Genomic DNA, 20,159 nt, shown 5'->3' on the forward strand with positions numbered 1-20,159 from the left:
CCGTTGCGCGTCACCTGTAGTAGCGGTTGTGGTCCTCGACCTCGACCACCGGGGCGCCCGGGGCCGGCGGCTGGACCCTGCGCCGCTTCAGGATGCTCACGTAGGCCGCGAGCCCGATGAGGCCGACCGCCATCATGATGAGGCCGGCCAGATCGAGGTTGACTCCGGCAATGTTCCAGTCCACGGCGAAGGTGAGGATGGCACCCACCGCCATCAGACCGATGCATCCGCCGATACCCATGGGATCCGCCTCCTCAAGCGTTGGCTCTCTGGGCTTCGTGCGTAGCCTCCGGATACCCGGGGCGGGGGGCTCCATGCGCCGCGTGGTGGAGGGGGAACCGGCGGGGTGTCAAGTGCTTCGCGCGCCAGGGCGTTCCGGCCGCGGGCCGGAACGCCGCCCGCTCAGTCCTCCAGGAAGGCCCGGATCGCGTCCGCGAGCAGGTGCGGGTCCTCGGCGCCGCACAGTTCGCGGGCCGAGTGCATGGAGAGGATGGCGGCGCCGATGTCGACCGTCGCGATGCCGTGCCGGGCGGCGGTGATGGGGCCGATCGTGGTGCCGCAGGGCATGGAGTTGTTCGAGACGAACGCCTGCCACGGCACCCCGGCCCGTTCGCAGGCGCGGACGAAGACGGCCCGGCCGGCGCCGTCGGTGGCGTAGCGCTGGTTGACGTTGACCTTGAGGATCGGGCCGCCGTTCGGCATCGGGTGGTGGCCGGGCTCGTGCCGCTCCGCGTAGTTGGGGTGGACGGCGTGGCCGGTGTCGGAGGAGAGGCAGAAGGAGCCGGCGAAGGAGCGGGCGCGGTCCTCGTGGCTGCCGCCGCGGGCGAAGAGGGAGCGTTCCATGACGCTGCCGAGGAGGGGCCCGTCGGCGCCGGTGTCGGACTGGCTGCCGTTCTCCTCGTGGTCGAAGGCGGCGAGGACGGGGATGGCGGTGAGGTGTTTCCCGCCGTCCCGGGCGACGGCGGCCAGGGCGGCCGTGCCGGCGTGCACGGACAGCAGGTTGTCCATGCGCGGCCCGGCGAGCAGTTCGCGGTCGCGGCCGAGGTAGGCGGGCGGTTCGACGCTGTGGACCATGAGGTCCCAGCCGGCGATGTCCCCGGCGGCGACCCCGGCCTCGTCCGCGACGAAGGAGACGAGGTCGCCCTCGTGGACGTCGCCGATCCCCCAGATCGGGGTCATGTGGCGCTGCTTGTCGAGCTTGACGCCCTCGGCGTTGACGGCGCGGTCGAGGTGGACGGCGAGCTGCGGCACCCGCAGCAGCGGCCGGTCGGCGCAGACGAGCCGGCTGGAGCCGTCGCGCAGGGTGAGCCGGCCGCTGAGGCCGAGGTCCCGGTCGAGCCAGGTGTTGAGGAGCGTGCCGCCGTAGATCTCGACGGCGATCTGCCGCCAGCCGTGCGCGCCGGTGTCCGGCACGGGCTTCACGCGCAGGTTGGGGGAGTCGGTGTGGGCGCCGATGATCCGGTACGGCGTCTCGGGGCCGGCGCCGTCCGGGACGTACCAGGCGATGAGGGCCCCGCCGCGCAGGACGTACCGGCCGCCCGCCGAGCCGTCCCACGCCTCGGTCTCCTCGACCCGCCGGAACCCGGCCGTCTCCAGCCGCCCCGCGGCGTTGGCCACCGCGTGGTAGGGCGACGGGCTCGCCGCGAGGTAGGAGATCAGGTCGTCGGTGTGGGCTCGGGTGAAGCGGGGAGGTCGGCTCATGGGCCTCAGCATATGGAAGGGCCCGGAGCGGCCCGAACGGGCTCGCTGCGCGCAGAAGATGACCCCCGCCCGGTGGGACCTGCCGGGCGGGGGTCGGGACCTCGGCCGCTGGGGCGCGGACGGCCTGGGCGGCCGAGGTTTCAGGGCCTCATCCGCGGACGGGGACCTGGTTGCGGGGGAGCCGGGGGAGGAAGCCTCAGAAGGCGGCCTCGTCCAGCTCCATCAGGGAGTTGTCGGTCTTCTCGGCCAGGGTGCGCTGGACGGAGACGCCCGGCAGCACGGTGTGCGCGAAGAACTTGGCCGCGGCGATCTTGCCCTCGTAGAAGGACTTGTCCTTGGCGGAGGCCGAGGCGAGCTTGGAGGCGGCGACCGCGGCACCCTTGAGGAGCAGGTAGCCGACGACGACGTCGCCGGAGGCCATCAGCAGGCGGGTGGTGTTGAGGCCGACCTTGTAGATCGACTTCACGTCCTGCTCGGTGGCGGCGAGGTCGGTCAGCATGTGGCCGACGATGGCCTCCAGGTCCACCGCGGCCTTGGACAGCTCGGCGCGGGCGTCGGCCAGCTCCTCGCCGCCCTCGGCGTCGCCCAGGAACTTCTTGATCTCCTCGGAGAGGGCGGTCAGTGCCTGGCCCTGGTCGCGGACGATCTTCCGGAAGAAGAAGTCCTGGCCCTGGATGGCGGTGGTGCCCTCGTAGAGGGTGTCGATCTTGGCGTCCCGGATGTACTGCTCCAGCGGGTACTCCTGGAGGTAGCCGGAGCCGCCGAAGGTCTGCAGCGACTGGGCGAGCAGCTCGTAGGACTTCTCCGAGCCGTAGCCCTTGACGATCGGCAGCAGCAGGTCGTTCAGGCGGTGGATGGCGGAGGCGTCCTCGCCCGCGGCCTCCTTGACCAGGATCTCGTCCTGGATCGAGGCGGTGTAGAGGACGAGGGAGCGCATGCCCTCGGCGTACGCCTTCTGCGTCATCAGCGCGCGGCGGACGTCGGGGTGGTGCGTGATGGTGACGCGCGGGGCGGTCTTGTCCGTGAAGGCGGCCAGGTCCGGGCCCTGCACGCGCTCCTTGGCGTACTCCAGGGCGTTGAGGTAGCCGGTGGAGAGGGTGGCGATGGCCTTCGTGCCGACCATCATCCGCGCGAACTCGATGATCATGAACATCTGGCGGATGCCGTCGTGCTTGTCGCCGATCAGCCAGCCCTTGGCGGGGTGGCGGTCGCCGAAGGTCATCTCGCAGGTGTTGGAGACCTTGAGGCCCATCTTGTGCTCGACGTTGGTGGCGTAGACGCCGTTGCGCTCGCCCAGCTCGCCGGTCTCGAAGTCGAACTCGTACTTCGGCACCATGAACAGGGACAGGCCCTTGGTGCCGGGGCCGGCGCCCTCGGGGCGGGCCAGCACGTAGTGGATGATGTTCTCGGACATGTCGTGCTCGCCCGAGGTGATGAAGCGCTTCACGCCCTCGATGTGCCAGCTGCCGTCCTCCTGCTGGACGGCCTTGGTGCGGCCGGCGCCCACGTCGGAGCCGGCGTCCGGCTCGGTCAGCACCATGGTGGAGCCCCACTGCTTCTCCACCGCGATCTGCGCGATCTTCTTCTGCTCCTCGGTGCCCTCGTCGTAGAGCACGCCGGCGAAGGCCGGGCCGGAGGAGTACATCCAGACCGCCGGGTTGGAGCCCAGGATGGTCTCGGCGAAGCCCCAGAGCAGGGAGCGCGGGGTGATGGTGCCGCCCAGCGCCTCCGGGATGCCCAGCCGCCACCACTCGGCGTCCATGAAGGCCTGGTAGCTCTTCTTGAAGGACTCGGGGAGCGGTGCGGTGTTGGTCTCCGGGTCGAACACCGGCGGGTTGCGGTCCGCGTCGGCGTAGGACTCGGCGAGCTCGTTCTCGGCGAGGCGGGCGATCTCGGACAGGACGCTCTTGGCGGTGTCGACGTCCATCTCCGCGAACGGGCCGGTGCCGTACAGCTTGTCGCGGCCGAGCACCTCGAAGAGGTTGAACTCGATGTCGCGGAGATTCGACTTGTAGTGCCCCATGGCGACGGCTCCGTAGCTTCGGGGAGGCGGCATACCTCTACTGCGTACCAAACGTGGTTCCGCCATGATGCTACCCGTCAGTAATAAGACGCAAGCCCCCGCCGGTCAACTGTGACTCGTTACCCTTTGGGGCATGTACGGCTATGACCAGAACCCGGGCGCCGGGCAGAGCTACGCGGCCCCTCCGCCACCCCCGCAGCAGGGGCGCGGCGGCTACGGCGCCCAGCCGGGCCAGCCGCTCTACCCCGAGCCGTCCCCGCCGTCGCTGGCCGACGCGGTGCGCGCCTTCACCACGGGCTCGATGTCGGCCGAGGACTTCCAGCACATCTTCTCGACGTCGAAGATTTACTGCCCGCGCGGCGAGGGCCCCGGTTTTCTGGCGCTGCACAGCACCCAGCAGCCGGTGATCCCGCTCTTCACCTCGCTGAAGGAGCTGCGCGGCTACGCCGGCAAGGAGTCCAAGTACTTCACGCTGACCGGCGCCGAGGTGCTCGACCTGCTGCCCACGGGCTACGGCTTCGTGCTGGACATGGAGGGCGAGCACCGGATGGTCTTCGACGCGAAGGCCGTCGAGCAGATGGTCGACTTCGCGATGCGGCGGATGTACGGCTGAGGGCCGTCCCTGTCTCCTCCGCGGTGGCCCGGCGCCGCCCCGCCGGGCCCGCAGCCGGCACGGCCGGCGGCATCCCGGGCGGGTCCGGGGCGCATCCCGGACATAAGCGTCACGGTCCGCGGCCGGCGCATTAAGCCTGGCTTAAGCGCGGCTCAAGCGTTCCTCAGCTCCCCGCACCTTCTCGCGTTTCCGCAGGTCAGAGGTTTTTGGAGCTTCGCCTTCCGATTGGCGGGGCCCTTCGTCGTGCGTATCGTCGTGGGCCACCGGCGGCGCGCGGCGCACAAAGAGAGCGCTCTCAAGGAACGAGTCCGGCTGTCCGTGTGCTCGATGCGCACCGTCCGGCGCCCGACGCCGAACCTTCCCCACAGACGAGGTGTGTCCACGCCATGGCAGCTCATCGCGCACGCCGATGGTCCTTCGGAGGGCTGGTGCTTCTCATCACCACCGCCCTCGCCTCCGCCATCCTCTTCAACACGTCCGGCCCGGCCACGAACCGGGCGAGCGCCGCCGCGGCGCAGACCTGGTCCGACGACTTCGACGGCGCCGCGGGCAGCGCGCCCGACTCCTCGAAGTGGACCCTGGAGACGGGCGGCAGCGGCAACGGCAACAACGAACTCCAGTACTACACGAACAGCACCGACAACGCCGCGCTCGACGGCAAGGGCAACCTGGTCATCACCGCCCGCAAGAACAGCGACCCGGGCCTGCAGTGCTGGTACGGCACCTGCCAGTACACGTCGGCGCGGCTGAACACGGCGAAGACCTTCACCCAGAAGTACGGCCACTTCGAGGCCCGCATCAAGATCCCGCGGGGCCAGGGCATCTGGCCGGCCTTCTGGATGCTGGGCGACGACCTCGGCTCCGTCGGCTGGCCCGACAGCGGCGAGATCGACATCATGGAGAACGTCGGCAACGAGCCCGGCACCGTCCACGGCACCCTCCACGGCCCCGGCTACTCGGGCGCGGGCGGTATCGGCGCCTCGTACACGCTGCCGAACGGCGCGGCCTTCGCCGACGACTTCCACGTCTTCGCCGTCGACTGGACCCCCTCCGGGATCACCTGGTCCGTGGACGGCCGGGCCTACCAGACCCGCGGCCCCGGGGACGTGGGCGGCAACAAGTGGGTCTACGACCACCCGTTCTTCCTCATCCTGAACCTCGCGGTCGGCGGTAACTGGCCCGGCAGCCCCGACGCCGGCACCTCCTTCCCGCAGACGATGACCATCGACTACGTCCACGTCACCACCTCCGACTCCGGCGACAGCGGCGGCGGCACGCCCCGCACCGGCGCCATCAAGGGCATCGGCGGCATGTGCGCCGACGTCGCGGGCGCGAGCAGCGCCGACGGCACGCCGATCCAGCTGCACAACTGCACGGGCCACGACGCCCAGAAGTGGACGGCGGGCAGCGACGGCACCGTGCGGGCCCTCGGCAAGTGCCTGGACGTCAAGGGCGGTTCGCACGACGACGGCGCGGCCGTGCAGCTCTACACCTGCAACGGCACGGCGGCGCAGCAGTGGACCCACACCGCCGCCCGCGACCTGGTCAACACCGGATCCGGCAAGTGCCTCGACGCCAAGGACAACTCCTCGGCCGACGGCACCCGCCTCCAGATCTGGACGTGCACCGGCGCCGCCAACCAGAAGTGGACCATCGGCTGAGCGCCCGCGGCGCCGCGCCGCGCCGCCTCCCGCTTCCTCCTGCTTCCTCCTGATCCCCCGAGTGCCCCGGCCCCCCGGCCGGGTCCCAAGGAGTACCCATGGCACCTCGTCACCAGCGCAATCTGACCCGTCGCAAGATGCTGTTCGCCCTGGGCGGCGCGGCCGTCGCCGTCCCGGCGATCGCGACCGTCACCCCGTACGCCATCGGCGGCGAGGCCCGCACCTCGGCCGCCGGCTCGCTCCCGGTGACCATCGCCAACAACACCGGTTCCTTCCGCAACACCTCCGTGCACCTCTACGTCGTCGGCAACCTCGACGGCCGGCAGGTACGGCTCACCCCGGAGGGCACCGTCGTGCCCATCGCCCTGTCGGACAACGGAGCCGACGGCTTCACCGACTACGCCATCCCCCTGGCGGGCAGCGGCGAGACGAAACTGTCCCTCCCCCACATGTCGGGCCGCATCTATGTGTCCCTCGGCGAGAAGCTCAAGTTCAAGGCCGTGGCCGACGGCAACGGCAACGCGGCTCTGCAGTACCCGGCCGGGTGGGTCGAGTCGGACCCCAACTACGGCGTCCTGCACGACTGCGCCGAGTTCACGTACAACGCGGCCGGCATGTTCTGCAACACCACGATGGTCGACATGTTCAGTGTGCCGCTGAGCATCCGGCTCACCGGTGAGAAGGACCAGACGACGGGCACCCTGCGCGACGGCGGGCGCGCCGCCGCCTTCGCCGCCGTCAAGCGGACCGAGGAGTTCGCACGGCTGGTCGTGGACGACACCCGCATCATCGCTCCCGGCCACGGTCTGGACGCGGGCCTCTTCCCGAAGGACTACTTCGCCCCGTACATCGACGAGGTGTGGAGCACCTACACCGGCAAGGACCTCAAGGTCACCACCAACGCCGGCACGTTCACCGGCCGGGTGCGCGGTGAGCGGTTCACCTTCGACGGTCCGGCCTCCGTGTCCTTCGCCAAGCCCTCCACCCGCGACGTCTTCTTCTGCGACGGCAACCTCGCCGCGCCCAACGACGGCACCACCGGTCCCGTCGCCGCCGTCCTCGGCGCGGGCTTCAACCGCTCGACCCTGCTCACCGACACCGCCCAGCCGGCCACCGACCCGGCCGCCTTCTACCGGGGCGAGCTGACCAACCACTACGCGAAGGCGGTGCACGCGGCGACCGAGGACGGCAAGGCGTACGGCTTCGCCTTCGACGACGTCGCGGACTTCGCCTCCTACATCCAGGACACCCGCCCGACCGGCTTCACCCTCACGCTGACGCCGTTCTGACGGGCCGGGACGGCGGACCGGAAGAGGGACCGCCCGCGCGGTGATCGCGGGGCCGTGGCCGCGCCCTCATGAGAGGGCGCGGCCGGCTCCGTCCGCCGCCCGCTTCCGCCGTCCGCGCCTCCGCGCCGTCCGCCGCGGACCGGAGGCGGTCTCGCGCGCCGTGCCGTGCATGGGGCATGCTCCCCGCACAAGGGGTGCCGGATGAGGGGATGATGTCCGGTCTCGGGAATGGCGGCGCCTCGGGTTGTTGTTTACTGTTCAACTAAAGCCCCCGAGGAGGACCCCATGCCCGCCATCACCGTCGATAACCCCCTGACCCTGCCGCGCGTGGCCGCGCCGGCGGATGCCGCGGCCCGCCCCGTGCTGGCCGTGACCACCGCGCCGAGCGGCTTCGAGGGCGAGGGCTTCCCCGTCCGCCGGGCCTTCGCGGGGATCAACTACCGGCACCTGGACCCGTTCATCATGATGGACCAGATGGGTGAGGTGGAGTACCAGCCGGGGGAGCCCAAGGGGACCCCGTGGCACCCGCACCGCGGCTTCGAGACCGTCACCTACATCATCGACGGGATATTCGACCACCAGGACTCCAACGGCGGTGGCGGCACCATCACCAACGGTGACACCCAGTGGATGACGGCCGGCGCCGGCCTGCTGCACATCGAGGCGCCGCCGGAGCAGCTCGTCATGTCCGGCGGGCTCTTCCACGGGCTCCAGCTGTGGGTGAACCTCCCGGCGAAGGACAAGATGATGGCGCCGCGCTACCAGGACATCCGGGGCGGCAGCGTCCAGCTGCTCACCTCACCCGACGGCGGCGCGCTGCTGCGGGTGATCGCCGGTGAGCTGGACGGACACCGCGGCCCCGGGATCACGCACACGCCGATCACGATGGTCCACGCGACGCTGGCCCCCGGTGCCGGGATCACCCTGCCCTGGCGCGAGGACTTCAACGGCCTCGCCTACGTCCTCGCGGGCCGCGGGACGGCCGGGGCCGAGCGCCGTCCGGTCCGCCTGGGCCAGACCGCCGTCTTCGGCACCGGTTCCTCGCTCACCGTCCGCGCCGACGAGAAGCAGGACGCCCACACGCCGGACCTGGAGGTCGTTCTGCTCGGCGGCCGGCCGATCCGTGAGCCCATGGCCCACTACGGTCCGTTCGTCATGAACACCCGCGAGGAACTCCAGCAGGCGTTCGAGGACTTCCAGAAGGGGCGGCTGGGCACGGTCCCGGCCGTGCACGGGATGTCCGAGGGCGGGCTGTAGGCCGGACCGGGGCCCCGCCCCTTCCCCGCCGCCGGCCGGCCGGACCGCTCCCGCCGGCCGCGCTCCGGCCGGTCAGGCGGCGAAGTCCGGCACGGCCTCGGGGAACAGCGGCCCGCGCGGCTCCGGCTCGTCCGGGCCGGGCGGGCCGGGGTTCTCGTACAGCTCGAACCAGGTGGTCTTGCCCTCGCCCCGGGGATCGACCCCCCAGGCGTGGGCGAGCAGCTCCAGCAGCACCAGACCGCGCCCCGAGGAGGCCAGCTCGCCCGGGCGGCGGCGGTGCGGCAGCTCGTCGCTGCTGTCGGCCACGTCGACGCGGAGCCGCCGGCCCGCACTGCCGTCCCCGTCCGGTGCGGTGATCTCCGCGACCGCCACGGCGTCACCGTCCGTGTGCACCAGCACATTGGTGACCATCTCGGACAGCATCAGCTCGGCCGAGTCCACCTGCTCCGGGTCCGACCAGTCGTGCATCAGCTCGCGCAGCTGGCGGCGGGCCAGGGAGATGCGCTCCGGCTCGGCCTGGGCGATGGTCATGACCGCGCGGCGCATCTGGCGCGGCGGATACAGGGCGGGGGCGCCGCAGCCGGGTCCGTTCCGGCAGAGCAGCAGGAGGACGATGTCGTCCTCGCGCCGGTCGGAGAGCGGGCCGGTCCGGTAGTGCGAGGAGGGGCCGTGCACGGCCTGGATCAGGCTGTCGGCCATGTCCTCCATGTCCTCCGAGACATGCTCCTCGATCGCCTCGCGCAGCCGCTGCCAGCCGGTCTCCAGGTTGTGCCCGCCGGTTTCGAGCAGACCGTCGGTGAAGAGCATCATCAGCTCCCCCGGCTCCAGGACGATCCTGGTGATCGGGTAGTCGGCGTCCGGGGAGACGCCGAGCGGCAGCCCGCCGGCCGTGGTCCGGGTCATCATGGTGCCGTCGTGCATCCGGGTGACGGGCTCCTGGTGGCCGGCGCGGGCGATGTCCAGGGTCCCGGACGCCGGGTCCGCCTCGATGTAGAGGACGGTGGCGAAGCGCGGGTCGTCCTCGCCGCCCTCGCCGTCCGGCCGCCGGTCGGCGAGCCCGGCCAGGAAGCGCGAACCGCGGGAGAGCACGGCGTCGGGGTGGTGTCCCTCGGAGGCGTAGGCGCGCAGGGCGATCCGCAGCTGGGTCATCAGGCTCGCGGCGCGCACGTCGTGGCCCTGGACGTCGCCGACGACGAAGGCCACGCGGTCGGACGGCAGCGGAATCATGTCGTACCAGTCGCCGCCGATCTGGAGCCCTCCGCCGGTCGCCACATAGCGGGCGGCGACCGTCATCCCCGGGGTCTCGGGCGGCACCGGGGGCAGCATGGCCCGCTGGAGCCCGACGGCCAGCTCCCGCTGGGACTCCTGGGTGCCGGCCCGGGAGAGCGCCTGGGCCAGCATCCGGGCCACGGTGGCCAGGATCGAACGCTCGTCCGGGGTGAAGGCGACGCGGTGGTCGAAGGTGGCCAGCCAGGCGCCGGTGGTGCGGCCCGCCGTGATCAGCGGGACGTAGGCCCAGGACTGCAGGTCGAAGCGGGACACCAGCGGCCAGGTGAGGGGGTACCGCTCGCGGAACTCCCCGGGCGAGGAGAGGTAGACGGCCCGGCCGGTGCGCACCACCTCGGCGGCCGGGTAGGGCGTGTCCAGCGGCATCTCCTCGAAGGGCGGCTCCTCGTCGTCGGGGCGGGCGCCCTGGAACCCCACGATCTTCAGCCAGTCCCCCTGGACGGTGAAGACGACCAGGCCGTTCGGGGAGAACCCCGGCATGGAGAGGTTCCCGGCCACCCGCAGCACCTCGGAGGTGGACCTGGCCTCGGCCAGCGCCCGTCCGGCGTCCAGCAGGAAGGCCTCCCGGGCCCGCCGCCAGTCGCCGGTGACCCGGGGCGGCGCCTCGGTGTCGTCGGCGTGCCGCGGCTCCTCGGGGAGCTCCTGGACGGTGCCGATCAGCGTGACCCGGCCGGCGTGCCGGTGCGGCCGGGCGCGGACGCGGATCCTGCGGAGCACCCTGCCGTCGTCGCCGATCACCCGCATCAGCACCTCGGCCAGGGTGCGCTCGGCGAGGGCGAGGCTCACGACCTCGTTCATCTCCACCCAGTCCACCGGGTGGAAGCGGGCCCGGGTGGCCCCCGGGGAGAGCGTGGTGTCGACCGCGTCGAACCCCAGCAGCCGGGCCGCCTCGGCGTCCACCCGCAGGGCTTTGGAGGCGGTGTCCCAGCGCCAGAGGCCGGTCGCGGTGGCGGACAGGACATCCTCGGAGCGCATTACATCACTTTAGGCAGCTTTGGGGCATTCTGACGACCGGCTGTGGGGCAGGTGGCTACCGGTACCCTTGACGGGGCCCTCGACGGGCCCGCTCCCACGGGCGCCCGGCGCCCCCCACCACGATCCGACGACGATCCGACGACTTGGATGAGCGATGCATCGGTACCGGTCCCACACCTGCGGCGAACTCCGCGCCGCTGACGTCGACACCGAGGTGCGACTGAGCGGCTGGCTGCACAATCGTCGCGATCTGGGCGGCATCCTCTTCGTCGACCTCCGCGACCACTACGGCCTGGTCCAGCTCGTGGCCCGGCCGGGCACGCCGGCCAACGAGGCGCTGGGCTCGCTGACCAAGGAGACCGTCGTCCGGATCGACGGCCGGGTCAGCGCCCGCGGCGCCGAGAACGTCAACCCCGACCTGCCGACCGGCGAGATCGAGATCGAGGTCGACGAGGTCGAGGTGCTGGGCGAGGCCGAGCCGCTGCCGTTCACGATCAACACCGAGGACGGGGTGAACGAGGAGCGCCGGCTGGAGTACCGCTTCCTCGACCTGCGCCGTGAGCGCATGCACCGCAACATCGTCCTGCGCTCCCAGGTCATCGCCTACCTCCGCCGGGAGATGACCGCCCTCGGCTTCATGGACATGGCGACGCCGATCCTCTCGGCCACCTCGCCCGAGGGCGCCCGCGACTTCCTCGTCCCCTCCCGGCTGCACGCCGGCAAGTTCTACGCGCTGCCGCAGGCCCCGCAGCAGTTCAAGCAGCTGCTGATGATCGCGGGCTTCGACCGCTACTTCCAGATCGCCCCCTGCTTCCGCGACGAGGACGCCCGCGCCGACCGCTCGCCGGGCGAGTTCTACCAGCTCGACATCGAGATGAGCTTCGTCGAGCAGGAGGATGTCTTCGGGGTCATCGAGAAGGTGATGACCGACCTGTTCACCGAGTTCGGGCAGGGCCGCGAGGTCACCTCGCCGTTCCCGCGCATCCCGTTCCGCGAGGCGCTGCTCAAGTACGGCAGCGACAAGCCGGACCTGCGCGCCAAGCTGGAGCTCACCGACGTCTCGCACGTCTTCGCGGACTCGGGCTTCAAGGCCTTCGCCGGCAAGCACGTCCGCGCGCTGGCCGTGCCGGACACCGCGGAGCAGCCGCGGAAGTTCTTCGACCAGATGGGCGAGTTCGCCGTCGAGCAGGGCGCCAAGGGCCTGGCCTGGGTCCGGATCGGCGAGGACGCGAAGCTCACCGGCCCGATCGCGAAGTTCCTCACCGAGGACGACACCGAGCGGCTGATCGCCGAGGTCGGCGGCAAGCCCGGCACCGCGGTGTTCTTCGGCGCCGGCGAGTTCGACGAGGTCTCGAAGATCATGGGCGCCGTCCGCGTCGAGGCCGCCCGCCGGGCCGGGCACTTCGAGGAGAACGTCTTCCGCTTCTGCTGGATCGTCGACTTCCCGATGTTCGAGAAGAACGAGGACACCGGCGAGATCGAGTTCTCCCACAACCCCTTCTCCATGCCGCAGGGCGGCCTGGAGGCGCTCCGGGAGAAGGACCCGCTGGACATCCTCGCCTGGCAGTACGACATCGTCTGCAACGGCGTGGAGCTGTCCTCCGGCGCCATCCGGAACCACGAGCCCGACGTCATGTACGAGGCCTTCGGGATCGCCGGCTACTCCCGGGACGAGGTCGAGCGCGAGTTCGGCGGCATGCTCCGCGCCTTCAAGTTCGGCGCCCCGCCGCACGGCGGCATCGCCCCGGGCGTGGACCGCATGGTGATGCTGCTGGCCGACGAGCCCAACATCCGCGAGACCATCGCCTTCCCGCTCAACGGCAACGCCCAGGACCTGCTGATGGGCGCCCCGACCGAGGTCGAGGAGGCCCGCCTCCGGGAGCTCCACCTCAGCCTGCGGAAGCCGCAGGTGAAGCAGGAGCGGTAGGCGGCGTCTCCCCCTGCACGTGATCTCGGCCCGGTCCCTCGAAGGAGGTACCGGGCCGAGATCGCTTCGGGCTGTCAGTCGATGACCCTGACCGGGCAGCGGAGGCCCGGAGCGCGGGCCAGGCGTCCGTCCGCCGTGAGCAGCGCGCAGTCGTAGGCCTCGGCCGCGGCCACATAGGTGGCGTCGTACATCGTGAGGTTGCCGTGGAGTCCCCAGACGCGCTGGAGCAGCATTCGGGTCAGCGGGACCACGGGGCTCAGCTGGGAGAGGGCCGACACGGCGTCGACGGCGTGCTCCCGGGTGATCTTGCCACCCAGCAGATTGCCCCGGATCACGGACATGACCTCGACCGTCCAGTGCTCCGGGGAGATCCAGCGGTCGTCCGCGGCCAGGGCCTCCCGGCACCGGTCACCCGTGGGCCCCTCGTCCAGGAGTGAGAAGGCGTAAACGGAGGCATCGACAACGATCACTGCGCGGCCTCCGGAAGGCCGAGGTGCGCCAGCCGCTCCGCGCGGGCCTCGTCCAGGGCTCCGAGGATGTCCTCCTTGGAGAGGTGGGTGCCGTACCGCTTGTCGGCGAACCGCTCCAGGACGGCCAGGTTGTCCCTGCGGCGGACCTCGTCGTTGACCAGGTCGAAAAGATAGGCCTGCAAGGACTGCCCGCGCTGTTCCGCTATCGCCGCCAGACGGTCGCGGACGTCTTCCGGCACATCACGGATCTGGAGAGCTACCATGCATGCGATTGTACATGCGTGGTGTCCGGTTTGTGTGGTCCACCGGGGATTCCGGTTCTGCCGGTGTGCCGAAGCCCCGGGCACCAGGCCCGGGGCTTCCTCTGATACCGGAGAGGGCGGCCGTTACTCCTCGCCGCCGAAGCGCTCGCGGTAGGCGGCCAGGTCGTCCTCGGTGATCTTGGCGAAGAGGACCGGCGGGACGGTGAAGGCCGTGCCGGCCGGGACGGCGGCCAGGGCCGCGGCCTCCTCGGCGGTGACCCAGGCGGCGGTGTCGTCCTTCAGGTCGAACGCGGCGCGCATGGCCTTCGCCGAGGCCGGGATGAACGGCTCGGAGACCACCGCGTAGAGGTGGATGAGGTTCATGGCCGTACGGAGGGTGAGCGCCGCCGCGTCCTGGTCGGTCTTGATCTCCAGCCAGGGGGCCTTCTCCTCCAGGTAGGAGTTGCCCGCGCTCCACAGGGCGCGCAGCGCCTGCGCCGCCTTGCGGAACTGCAGCTCCTCCATGTGCCGCTCGTACTCGGCGAGCAGGCCCGCGATCTCCCCGCCCAGCTTCCGCTCGGCCTCGCCGGCCTGCGCGCCCGCCGGGACGGTGTCGCCGAAGCGCTTGCGGGAGAAGGAGAGCACGCGGTTGACGAAGTTGCCGAGGGTGTCGGCGAGGTCCTTGTTGACGACCGAGGAGAACAGCTCCCAGGAGAAGGAGGTGTCGTCCGACTCGGGGGCGTTCGCCATCAGGAAGTAGCGCCAGTAGTCGGCCGGCAGCAGCTCCAGGGCCGCGTCGGTGAACACCCCGCGCCGCTGGGAGGTGGAGAACTTCCCGCCGTAGTAGGTGAGCCAGTTGAAGGCCTTGACGTAGTCGACCTTCTTCCAGGGCTCGCGGGTGCCGAGCTGGGTGGCCGGGAACATCACGGTGTGGAACGGGACGTTGTCCTTGGCCATGAACTCGGTGTAGCGGACGTCGTCCGCGCCCGCGGGCTCGTACCACCAGGACTTCCAGTCCCGGACCTCGCCCTCGCCCGCGCGGTCCGCCCACTCCTTGGTGGCGCCGATGTACTCGATCGGGGCGTCGAACCAGACGTAGAAGACCTTGCCCTCGGCGGCCAGTTCGGGCCAGGTGTCGGCCGGGACCGGGACGCCCCAGTCCAGGTCGCGGGTGATCGAGCGGTCGTGGAGGCCCTCGGTCAGCCACTTGCGGGCGATGGAGGAGGCGAGCGTCGGCCATGCGTCGCCGACGGCGTCGATCCACGCCTCGACCTCGCCGGCCAGCTTCGACTGGAGCAGGAAGAGGTGCTTGGTCTCGCGGATCTCCAGATCGGCGCTGCCGCTGATCGCGGAGCGGGGCTCGAACAGATCGGTGGGGTCGAGCACGCGCGTGCAGTTCTCGCACTGGTCGCCGCGGGCCTTGTCGTAGCCGCAGTGCGGGCAGGTGCCGACGATGTAGCGGTCCGGCAGGAAGCGGTCGTCGGCGAGGGAGAACACCTGGCGGATCGCGCGTTCCTCGATGAAGCCGTTCTCCTTGAGGCGGCGCGCGAAGTGCTGGGTGATCTCGATGTTCTGCTCCGAGGAGCTGCGGCCGAAGTAGTCGAACTCCAGGCCGAAGCCGTCGTAGACGGCCTTCTGCGCGTCGTGCTGCCCGGCGCAGAACTCGTCCACCGGCAGCCCGGCCTCCTTGGCGGCCAGTTCCGCCGGGGTGCCGTGCTCGTCGGTCGCGCAGATGTACAGCACCTCGTGACCGCGCTGCCGCAGATAGCGGGCGTACACATCGGCCGGGAGCATGGACCCCACCATGTTGCCCAGGTGCTTGATCCCGTTGATGTACGGAAGGGCGCTGGTGATGAGGTGTCGAGCCATTGCGGCTGCTCCCGGGTAGCAGGTGGATGCGCGGAGTGATGAAGGGTTCTGCGGGCGGTCAATATCGTATCGGAGCGGGTGGCGCCACCCGTCCGGTTATCCGGTGGGCGGACGCCGGGCGGTGACCGGGCGCCTCCGCGCGCGACCGGGGCGCCGGAGGGGCCGGCCGCGGGGACGCGGGACCGGGACGCCGCGGTACGGGCCGGGGCGGTCCCCCGGCATCAGGGCGGCGTGAAGATTGCCGGAACCCGGCAGTGCGCCAGGGCCCTTCCGGCTGCGAGACTGCCCGGAACGCGGGAAGTGCGGGGCGCGTACGGGGTCCCGCTCCACGCGGGGAGAGGGGGACCGGATGGCGTGGTTTCTGGGGCTCGGCGCGGCGGGACTGGTGCTGCTGGTCCTCGCGTTCGTCTTCGACGGTGTGCTGGACGGCGTGCTGGACGGGGCCTTCGGGGGGATGGTCTCGCTGCCGGCCCTGGCCGGGTTCGTCTCGATGCTCGGCTTCGGCGGCGCCATCGTCCTCGGCACCACCGGAGCCGGGCCCGTCGGCGCGACCGCGGCCGGGACGGCCGCCGGGCTGGGCACCGCCTGGCTGGTGGTCCGGCTGAGCCGGGTGCTGATGCGGGACCAGACCGCGCCGACGCTCCGCTCCGCCGACCTGGTGGGCACCCCGGGCTCGGTGGTGACGCCCATCCCGCCGGGCGGCTACGGCGAGGTGCTGCTCCGGGTCGGCGGCCAGCCCCTGAAGTACGCGGCGCGCAGCGAGGTGGCGCAGCCGCTCGGTGAGGAGATCTGGGTGACGGCCGCGCTGTCCAGTACGGCGGTCGAGGTGCGCGCCGTGGAGCGCTAGCGGTCCTGCCCGGTTGTCCGTTCGCCGGCCCGCTCGCCGGTCCGTCCACCCTCGGCCCGGCCGTCCGCCCGTCCGCTCGCCCGGCGGGCCGCCCCGGCCCTGCCGCGGGTCGTCCCGCCGTCCGGGCGCCGCCGGTTCGTACGTCCACGGGGGGACGGGCGAACCGGCCCTCGGGCCGCCCCGGTTACCCCAGTTGTTATGCATCATCCGGTTGTCCGCAGAGAGGCAGGACCCCATGAGCCCAGTGCTCGTCGCCGTGGTCGGAGTCGCCGTACTCCTTGTTCTTCTGGCCGTCATCGTCATCTCGCGCTACAAGGTGGCCGGGCCGAACGAGGCGTTCATCATCACCGGACGCCGGGGCAAGAAGTCCGTCGACGCGGTGACCAGCCGCGTCAGTTACGACACCAGCGGCCAGAAGGTCGTCGTCGGCGGCGGCGTCTTCGTGGTGCCGTTCGTCCAGCAGCGCCATGTGATGGACCTGTCCAGCCGGCACATCCCGGTCGCCGTGCGCGGCGCGGTGACGCTGCGCGGCGTCAAGGTCGACCTGGACGGTGTCGCCATCGTCAAGGTCGGCGGCGACGAGGACGCGATCCGCGCCGCCGCCCAGCGGTTCCTCCAGCAGCAGGACGGGGTGGTCGGCTTCACCCAGGAGGTGCTGTCCGGAGCCCTGCGCTCGATCGTCGGCCGGATGTCCGTGGAGGACGTCATCCGGGACCGGGCGGCGTTCGCCGGGCAGGTCGCGGAGGAGGCCGAGGCCAGCCTCTCCGGCCAGGGGCTCGTCCTCGACACCTTCCAGATCCAGGACATCTCCGCCGAGGGCAGCTATCTGCAGGACCTCGGCCGGCCCGAGGCCGCCCGCGCCCGGCAGGAGGCCGACACCGCCGAGGCCGACGCCCGCCGCATAGCCGAGCAGGCGCGGCTGCGGGCCGAGGAGGAGATCGCGGTCGCGCAGCGGGTGCTGGCGCTCCGTCAGGCCGAGATCAAGGCCGAGACGGACGCGGCGGCCGCCCGCGCCGCGGCGGCGGGGCCGCTGGCCGAGGCCGCGCGGCAGCAGGAGGTGCTGTCGGAGCAGGAGAAGGTCGCCACGCGGCAGGCCGCGCTGAAGGATCGCCAGCTCGACACGGAGATCCGCAAGCCGGCCGACGCCGCCCGGTACCAGGCCGAGCAGGAGGCGGAGGCGCACCGGGTGGCGCGGGTGAAGCAGGCCGAGGCGCAGGCCGAGGAGTCCCGGCTCACCGGTGAGGGCGAGAAGCAGCGGCGTGCGGCGCTGGCCGACGCGGTCCGGCTGGAGGGCGAGGCGGAGGCCGCGGCGGTTGCCGCGCACGGCACCGCCGAGGCCGAGGCGATGCACAAGAAGGCCGACGCCTTCGAGCGGTACGGCGACGCGGCCGTACTGCAGATGCTCGTCGAGGTGCTGCCGCAGGTCGTCGCGAAGGCGGCGGAGCCGATGGCGGCCATCGACAAGCTGACGGTGATCTCCACGGACGGTGCCGGGAAGCTGCCGCGCGCGGTGGCGGACAACGTCGCCCAGGGCATGGAACTGCTGGGCTCCACGACCGGGATCGACCTCGCGTCGATGCTCTCCCGGCTGGCGGGTGGCGCGGCCGGCGCTCCGGGGGCGGACGCCGGGACCGGGACGGCCGCGGCGGAAGGCGGGCCGGCCGGGTCCGCCGGGGCGGCCGGCGGGAACGGCAAGCCGGGCGCGGAGCGGATCGAGGTCACCGGCTGAACGGCGGCGCGGCCGCCCTGCGGACAGCCGCGCCCGGGGATCTCAAGGCTCCGGAGGAGCCACGGGAAACCCCGGGCGCGGCGCCGTGCCACCGGAACGGCAGGGGACGGAACGGGAGAGGACGGGACGGGCGCGGCCGCCGGCGGGTGAGCCGGCCGGGCCGCGCCCGGTGCCGTGCCGACCGCCCGTCTCCCGTGTGCTCCGGGTACGGGCGCCGGGTGCGGGGCTGTCAGCCGAGGATGCCCTTCTCCCGGGCCTCCTCCAGCCACGTCGGGAACTCGGCGAGCAGCTGCTCGTACAGCTTGCGGTTGGTGAGCTTCTTCGGCTCCGGGCCGGCGTGGAAGAAGCCGGCGTTGTCGGCCTTCCGCCGCTCCGGCACGGACAGGTTGTCGAGCTTCCGGAGGAAGTCGAAGCCCTTGGCGTCCGTCTCGCCGAAGCCGATGAACTGCCAGAAGAGCGGCAGCTCCGCCGCCTCGCACAGGGCCTTCTCGGCGGCCGCCTTGCTCGTGGGGGCGCCGTCGGTCTGGAAGATGACGAAGGCCGGGGCGGTGGAGCCGGACTTCTTGTAGTGCTCGACGACGGTCTCGATGGCGCGGTGGTAGTTCGTCCGGCCCATGTGGCCGAGGTCCGCGTGGAGCGCCTCGATACGGCCCTTGTAGTCGTCCAGGGCGATGTCGGCGGTGCCGTCGATGTCGGTGGAGAAGAACACCACGGGGACGGTGCCGTCGTCGTCCAGGTTGGCGGAGAGGCCGAGGGCCTGCTCGGCGAGGTGCTGGACGGTGCCGTCCTTGTAGTAGCCGCGCATGGAGCCCGAGCGGTCCAGGACGAGGTAGACGGCGGCGCGCTGTCCGGCCAGGCCCTCCTTGTCGAGGGCCGCCGACGCGGCCTTGTAGAGGCTGACCAGGCCGGGGGCGGTCTTCCGGAGCTTCTCCGGCGGGATGGCCCCGGCCGCGGGGCCGTTCCCGGCCGCCGTGCCGGAATCCTGCCCGGCCGTGCCGGTGTCCTCCGTCGCGGACTGCTCCGTCGCGGACTGCTCCGGCTCGGGCGCCTCCGCGGGTGCGGCCTCCTTCTCCGGGGCCGTCTTCGCGGCGGTGGTCTTCGCGGCGGTGGTCTTCTTCGGGGCGGCCGTCTTCTTGGCGGCGGTCGCCTTCTTCGCCGTGGTCCCGGCGCCCTCCGCGGTGGCCGGGGTCTTCTCCGGCCCGGCGTCCGGGTCCGGGGCGGTGGGGTCGTTGTCGCCGGCCAGCGACGCGGCCTCCGCCTTGGCCTCGTCGGCGGCGGTGCCCGCCCCGGTCTCGGTGCCGGGTGCCGGCTTGCCGTCGGTGGCCTCGGCGGCCTCGGCCTTGGCGTCCTTCACCGGCTCGGGCGGGGCGTCGCCCGAGAGCTCGGCGACCGTGGCCGTCACGGCGTCGACCTCCGCCCGCGCCTCGGCGGAACCCTCCGCCGCGAGATCCCGGCCGGTGCCCCCGGTCTTGTCGGCGGACCCGGCGGTGTCCTGGCCGGCGGGGCCGGTGACGGGCTCCGGAACGGCGCCGGCGGAGAGGGAGCCGGCCTCCGCGATGGCCTCCTCGGCGGCCCGGTTGGCCTCGGCCGCGGGGCCGGACCCGCTCGTCGCGGCGCTGTCGGCGCTGCCAGCGGTGTCGGCGGTGGCATCGGCGGGAGTGGCGGCGCTGGGTTCGGCGGCCTTGCCGCCGGTGGGCTTGCCGGACGCCGCGTCCTTCGCGTCCTCCGAAGCCGCCGTCCGCTGTTCGGGGGTCCGGGGCTGGTCGAAGGCCGACATCAGGTCGGCGCTGATCCCGCCGGTCTCCTGCTCCGGCTCCGCCTTGCCGGCCGGGCCGGTGCCCTCGGACCCGGTGGTACGGCGCGACTGGGCCGGGACGGAGCCCTCGGCGCCCGCCGGTTCCCCGGCTCCCCGGGACTGTTCCGGTACGGCCGTGCCGCCGCTCTCGCCGGCGCCGCCGGCCGGAGCGGCCGTGCCGGTGGCGTCTGTCGCGCCGGCCGTACCGGCCGCCGGGGGTGCCTGTTCCTCCCGCCCCGCCCGGGACCGGCTGAACACATTCCGCAGCAGACTCCGAATGCCCATGGGAGAAGCCCTTTACAAGTATCGGGTGCGATGAATGTCCGAGGTGCGGGATTCGTCCCTGACCAGGACGGACATGTAAGGCTAGCCAGCAGGGGTCCGGCCGGGCGCGGCCGCCCTCCGCGGCGGGCGGAACGGGGTGCCCGCCGTCCGCGGCCCCGTCGTCAACGGGCCGTACGGAACGGCCCGTTC

General features: G+C 72.0%; 15 protein-coding genes. 7 read left to right on the forward strand and 8 right to left on the reverse strand.

Features of this window, described 5'->3' with window-relative positions; translation table 11 throughout:
* Positions 1 to 10: 10 nt before the first annotated feature.
* From LIX60_RS15800 to LIX60_RS15810, 3 genes are all read right to left on the reverse strand, one after another.
* The gene (locus LIX60_RS15800; RefSeq protein ID WP_019707302.1) at positions 11 to 241 is read right to left on the reverse strand and encodes a DUF6458 family protein; all 231 of its coding nucleotides are present in this window, start codon (positions 239 to 241) and stop codon (positions 11 to 13) included.
* Positions 242 to 402: 161 nt separating this feature from the next.
* Positions 403 to 1,701, reverse strand: coding sequence for a M18 family aminopeptidase (locus tag LIX60_RS15805; protein WP_227958977.1), 1,299 nt, complete (start codon positions 1,699 to 1,701; stop codon positions 403 to 405).
* Positions 1,702 to 1,897: 196 nt separating this feature from the next.
* Positions 1,898 to 3,724 (reverse strand): acyl-CoA dehydrogenase, encoded by a 1,827-nt coding sequence (locus LIX60_RS15810; RefSeq protein ID WP_227962789.1) that lies wholly within the window; start codon positions 3,722 to 3,724, stop codon positions 1,898 to 1,900.
* A 133-nt stretch (positions 3,725 to 3,857) separates the two neighbouring features.
* On the opposite strand from LIX60_RS15810, the gene LIX60_RS15815 reads away from it, so the two are divergent.
* From LIX60_RS15815 to LIX60_RS15830, 4 genes are all read left to right on the forward strand, one after another.
* Positions 3,858 to 4,337, forward strand: a complete 480-nt coding sequence (locus tag LIX60_RS15815; RefSeq protein ID WP_019707299.1) for an SseB family protein — start codon at positions 3,858 to 3,860, stop codon at positions 4,335 to 4,337.
* Positions 4,338 to 4,723: 386 nt separating this feature from the next.
* Complete coding sequence (locus tag LIX60_RS15820) at positions 4,724 to 5,998, forward strand: glycoside hydrolase family 16 protein (protein WP_227958978.1); 1,275 nt, start codon at positions 4,724 to 4,726, stop codon at positions 5,996 to 5,998.
* 98 nt (positions 5,999 to 6,096) lie between these two features.
* The gene (locus LIX60_RS15825) at positions 6,097 to 7,287 is read left to right on the forward strand and encodes a glycoside hydrolase family 64 protein (RefSeq protein WP_227958979.1); all 1,191 of its coding nucleotides are present in this window, start codon (positions 6,097 to 6,099) and stop codon (positions 7,285 to 7,287) included.
* Between the two features lie 285 nt (positions 7,288 to 7,572).
* Positions 7,573 to 8,544, forward strand: coding sequence for a pirin family protein (locus LIX60_RS15830; RefSeq protein ID WP_227958980.1), 972 nt, complete (start codon positions 7,573 to 7,575; stop codon positions 8,542 to 8,544).
* Positions 8,545 to 8,616: 72 nt separating this feature from the next.
* Here the strand turns inward: LIX60_RS15830 and LIX60_RS15835 are convergent, their stop codons facing one another.
* Positions 8,617 to 10,806, reverse strand: a complete 2,190-nt coding sequence (locus LIX60_RS15835; protein ID WP_227958981.1) for a SpoIIE family protein phosphatase — start codon at positions 10,804 to 10,806, stop codon at positions 8,617 to 8,619.
* 154 nt (positions 10,807 to 10,960) lie between these two features.
* On the opposite strand from LIX60_RS15835, the gene aspS reads away from it, so the two are divergent.
* Positions 10,961 to 12,733: an aspartate--tRNA ligase gene (aspS, locus tag LIX60_RS15840; protein WP_043471039.1), complete on the forward strand. Its 1,773-nt coding sequence runs from the start codon at positions 10,961 to 10,963 to the stop codon at positions 12,731 to 12,733.
* Between the two features lie 74 nt (positions 12,734 to 12,807).
* Here aspS and LIX60_RS15845 read toward each other — a convergent pair whose 3' ends face one another.
* The 3 genes from LIX60_RS15845 to metG all read right to left on the reverse strand — a co-directional run bounded on the left by LIX60_RS15845 (position 12,808) and on the right by metG (position 15,314).
* Positions 12,808 to 13,203, reverse strand: coding sequence for a type II toxin-antitoxin system VapC family toxin (locus tag LIX60_RS15845; RefSeq protein WP_227958982.1), 396 nt, complete (start codon positions 13,201 to 13,203; stop codon positions 12,808 to 12,810).
* Entirely contained in the window at positions 13,200 to 13,466 is a 267-nt protein-coding gene (locus tag LIX60_RS15850; RefSeq protein ID WP_227958983.1) for a hypothetical protein, read from the reverse strand. The genes LIX60_RS15845 and LIX60_RS15850 overlap by 4 nt, the downstream gene beginning before the upstream one ends.
* A 123-nt stretch (positions 13,467 to 13,589) precedes the next feature.
* Positions 13,590 to 15,314: a methionine--tRNA ligase gene (gene metG, locus LIX60_RS15855; protein WP_227958984.1), complete on the reverse strand. Its 1,725-nt coding sequence runs from the start codon at positions 15,312 to 15,314 to the stop codon at positions 13,590 to 13,592.
* A 349-nt stretch (positions 15,315 to 15,663) separates the two neighbouring features.
* Here metG and LIX60_RS15860 point away from each other — a divergent pair, with 349 nt between their 5' ends.
* Together LIX60_RS15860 and LIX60_RS15865 are read left to right on the forward strand one after the other, a co-directional pair.
* Entirely contained in the window at positions 15,664 to 16,161 is a 498-nt protein-coding gene (locus LIX60_RS15860; RefSeq protein WP_019707290.1) for a hypothetical protein, read from the forward strand.
* 235 nt (positions 16,162 to 16,396) lie between these two features.
* Entirely contained in the window at positions 16,397 to 17,890 is a 1,494-nt protein-coding gene (locus tag LIX60_RS15865) for a flotillin family protein (protein WP_227958985.1), read from the forward strand.
* A 229-nt stretch (positions 17,891 to 18,119) separates the two neighbouring features.
* On the opposite strand, the gene LIX60_RS15870 is transcribed toward LIX60_RS15865, so the two are convergent.
* The gene (locus LIX60_RS15870; RefSeq protein WP_227958986.1) at positions 18,120 to 19,970 is read right to left on the reverse strand and encodes a VWA domain-containing protein; all 1,851 of its coding nucleotides are present in this window, start codon (positions 19,968 to 19,970) and stop codon (positions 18,120 to 18,122) included.
* Positions 19,971 to 20,159: the final 189 nt, after the last annotated feature.

Origin of the sequence: Streptomyces sp. S07_1.15 (genome assembly GCF_020739505.1) — a bacterium.
Lineage (GTDB): Bacteria > Actinomycetota > Actinomycetes > Streptomycetales > Streptomycetaceae > Streptomyces > Streptomyces xinghaiensis.